Raw genomic sequence first — 3,594 nt, 5'->3', positions numbered from 1 at the left:
CTGACGCAGCGCGCCGTGGAGCAAGTGTGGCTCGATACGCGCCTCAAGAATCCAAAGACCTACGGGTTTCGTTTCTGCAAGTGGACCCTGGTTACGGTCCTTATAAGATTGGATCTCACCTTTGATGGCGAGATGGTGAATCTCCTGCACGCGCTCATACGTAAGAAATTCCCGGAACCCTGGGCGCTTGCCGAAAGACTGTCTGCATTCATACTGCAGAAGGGTTTCACGCAGCCCCACTCGGCGCTGATAGCAATGCTGCAACTCCGCGCCGCGCTGAAGCTTGAGGGCAAAATAACTATCGCGGACGGCGAAGGCACGCGCTATTGACCCGCCCTGTCAACAACGGGCCGCGTCGGACAGATGTGGAGAACAAAAAGTGTACAAGGCATCCCTCACGAACAAAACACTGGAAGTCCTGAAACTCATTGCGACCACCCAGGAGCAACTGGGCGTCTCCGAGATTGCACGGGCAGTCTCAATCCATAAGAGCACGGTCTTCGGTATTCTCAGGACACTGCAGCAAGGAGCCTATGTTTCCAAAGATTCTTCCACCAAGAAGTACACGGTCGGCGATGAACTCATCAGGTTCTCCAGAATCGTCTCGGAGAACAAGGGACTCTCTCACCTCGCGCGGCCCCTCCTCGAACATCTCGCCGACACTGTAGACGAGACAGTATTCCTGGGAATATGCGAGGGCGCTGTCATCAAAGTTATAGACGTTATGAAACCGCGCAAGAGTCTGGCGCTCTCCTCACCGGTCGGAACAGAGATGCCCATCACCGCAGGGGCTCCGGGAAAGGCGTATCTCTCGTCACTGCGGGATGAGGAAGTCCTGGCGATCCTGAACGAGAGGGGACTTATCCCATGGACCAGAGCGAGCATCACTGACGTCGGCCGTTTTCTTGAGGAGTTGGAAGCCACGAGGCGACAGGGTTACGCAATTGACAGAGAGGAATATCTTCCGGGAGTGCTGGGCGTGGCTGCAGACATCACCCCGCACAATCGTCCAATGGCTGTTATCTGGATTGCCGGTTTCGCAGCATCGATGGACCATGCAAAGACCCTCCAGGTCGCGCAGTCACTCGTCGAGGCTGCGCAGCTCATCAAGCAAGAGCTTGCCTCGTCTAACGTGCAGACAACGACTGAAGAACACAATCACCACGCACACCCTCCTCTCCCGCGTTCGAGATCCGGTGGCAGAATGAGTGAGACCATGGCTCCAGTACTCACCCACACCTAGTCAACAGCGGAGCCGCTCGCCAGTTCCTGGTACTTCAGGACGCCGGCCTCGCAAGCCCTCGCACATTCCGGATCTCCCTCACACGTATCGCAAGGAGTCAGAGAGCTGAATTCCTCGAAGATCAATTCCAGGTCAGGTCTTGTGTGGAGAGCATGAGAATGAGAGGTGACGAAGCCGTGCCCGTGCACCACGGGAAAATAGGGCTTGTCCCTGGCCTCAAGTCTTACCACGCGTATCCGCGCGTAGCGGGGATTTACCTTTCCGCTTTTTGTCACTGCACAGACGGTTTCGCATAACCTGCAGCCCGTACACTTTGTAGCATCTATCGAGAGCGTTCCCGTCATGCGTGCTTTCCCGCTAGAGCAAATGTGAGGGTTCTGAGTCTATTCCGAGCCTCTTAAGAAGGCGCCTTGTCGGCACCCCCGCAGCATCCCACTCATGCAGTTCGTAATACTCATCGAGCATACGCTCGAATTTGCCACGGTCTATGCACTTACCCCTCGCCATCGGCGATCCTGCAGGTGTTGGCACGGTGAAATACCTCTCCGGCAGCGTGTCATGCGCCCTGGTGAGCCCTTCTCTGATGTTAAACATGCGCTCCAGCGTATAGCTCCGGTTAGCTGCATCCCATATCTGGAGAGGTGTGAGGGAAAGCCCGGTGTTGAGGGCTACCAATTTTGAGAATTCTGGGAACGAAGGAAGATTGGGGCTCATGAACACCGTATGAAATTTGCAAACGCCGAGCGCATCGACCGCCATATAGTTGTGCTCCTGCCAGACGACCATCCATGCCTTACCCTCGTAAGAGTCCATACGGTTGACTATGGGGCCGGAATAGGGAGCCGGGTTATCCCGGTATACCCGCTCCAGGACCGCAAGCGGCAGGTTATAAACGTCGATACCGGGTCTCGACCTTATATGATCAGCGCCCCGCGAAGACGTTGCGATTCCCAGTGCAAGCGCAGGGGTCGGCCTCTCGTCAGAGTGAAGATTGCTCATCCCTTTCACCTGAACCAGGTAATACTCCGAACCTCGCCCCACAGCCTGCGCAGCCCGCAGCGGCCCTTCGGCAAGCACGCTGCCAAAGCCTGTTCGCGCGGCTATACGCTCTACCATCTCGATCACCGCATGGTCATTCCCGAAGTGCAGATCGATACCGTCGGTGTCAGCCCGGGTGATGATCCCCTTTTCGAACAGCTCCATGGCCCAGGCAATCATGTTGCCCGTCTCGAGCGTATCAATGCCCTCGCGGTTCACGAGGTGGTTGCACGCGAGTACCGTGTTCAGGTCTCTGCAACCCACCATAGAGCCGAAGGCACCCTGACTTGAATACTCGGGGCCTTCCGCGTAGGTGCCCGCGAACCTCCCCTCCTTCAAGAGGTAACGCGATCTGCAATGCACCTGGCAGCCGAAGCAGGCGCCGTGCCCTACCAGCACCTCCTCAATATTCTCCGCTTCGAGACCCTCCCCGTCCTCCAGCTGATTCGAAAGAAAGTTGTTTGTTCTCACGAACCCCATCGGATTGGTGGCGCCGTAGATGAAGAGCGTGCCCCATTTCTGCATGATGCTGCCAATTTTCGTGGACAATATCTGGTTGTTGATGCTCTTGTTATAGGCGATGGCCTCCCGGGGGTTGTCGATTTCGATACCGCCTCTTCCCCTGGCGACGATAGCCTTCAGGTTCTTGCTGCCCATGACCGCGCCCATGCCGGTCCTGCCGGCAGCATTCTTGAAACCGGTCATGATCGTGGCAAAGCGCACCAGCTTTTCGCCGGCAGGGCCGATACACAGGGTTTGAACCCCGGTGTCCTGCAGTTCCCGTTCGATTGTCCGCTGTGTCTCAAAGACATCTTTGCCCCAGAGACCTGTTGCGTCCCGCAGTTCTATCTCTCCGTCGTGAATCCAGAGATACGAGGGCGACGAAGCCTTCCCCTTGATAATGAGGTGATCGAAACCCGCAAAACGGAGCTCCGGCGCAAAGTACCCTCCGATGTTGCTCGAACCGACGAAGCCTGTAAGGGGCGATTTCGCCATGATGTGACTTCTCCCTGACGACGACGCAATGAGCCCGCCTATGAGCCCGCTGCTCACGATCAACACGTTTGCCGGACCCAGGGGATCGCACGCAGGAGGCACGTGGTTGTAGAGCAGGTAAGCGTCAAGCCCCCGCCCGCCCAGAAACTTCTCCCTGAGCGTCGTGGGTATCTCTTTTATCGAGACAGACCGATCGGATAAATCTATAAGCGCGAGCTTTCCCTGGAAGGCCATTATTGTGCGGAGCTTTTCACCGGTCCTCTGATCTTTACGCTCTTCTCGTCATACCAGGTGAGTCTCCAAAGAGCCCCGCACTG

Annotated in this window: 4 protein-coding genes; 2 read left to right on the top strand and 2 right to left on the bottom strand. The window is 56.6% G+C overall.

All coding sequences use genetic code 11. From position 1 onward, the window contains the following. Positions 1 to 330 (top strand): hypothetical protein (locus VMT71_03615; GenBank protein ID HVN23033.1); only part of this gene is annotated, 330 nt, incomplete at its 5' end. 49 nt (positions 331 to 379) lie between these two features. Next, positions 380 to 1,243 carry an IclR family transcriptional regulator gene (locus tag VMT71_03610; protein ID HVN23032.1) on the top strand — a complete coding sequence of 288 codons (864 nt, stop codon included), beginning with the start codon at positions 380 to 382 and terminating at the stop codon, positions 1,241 to 1,243. On the opposite strand, the gene VMT71_03605 is transcribed toward VMT71_03610, so the two are convergent. Both VMT71_03605 and VMT71_03600 read right to left on the bottom strand, forming a co-directional pair. Then, positions 1,240 to 1,587: a hypothetical protein gene (locus VMT71_03605; GenBank protein ID HVN23031.1), complete on the bottom strand. Its 348-nt coding sequence runs from the start codon at positions 1,585 to 1,587 to the stop codon at positions 1,240 to 1,242. The two genes, VMT71_03610 and VMT71_03605, sit on opposite strands and share 4 nt — an antisense overlap. A 13-nt stretch (positions 1,588 to 1,600) precedes the next feature. Continuing rightward, on the bottom strand, positions 1,601 to 3,511 hold the full coding sequence (locus VMT71_03600; GenBank protein HVN23030.1) for an aldehyde ferredoxin oxidoreductase family protein: 1,911 nt from the start codon (positions 3,509 to 3,511) through the stop codon (positions 1,601 to 1,603). Positions 3,512 to 3,594: the final 83 nt, after the last annotated feature.

It is taken from the genome of Syntrophorhabdales bacterium, from assembly GCA_035541455.1.
GTDB lineage: Bacteria > Desulfobacterota > Syntrophorhabdia > Syntrophorhabdales > WCHB1-27 > JADGQN01.
Note: the sequence above shows the minus strand (reverse complement) of the source record. Positions and strands in the feature narration are given on the sequence as shown.

Coding starts and splice junctions, on each gene's coding strand:
- VMT71_03605 (HVN23031.1), bottom strand. CDS start 1,587: ATGACGGGAACGCTCTCGATAGATGCTACAAAGTGTACGGGCTGCAGG.
- VMT71_03600 (HVN23030.1), bottom strand. CDS start 3,511: ATGGCCTTCCAGGGAAAGCTCGCGCTTATAGATTTATCCGATCGGTCT.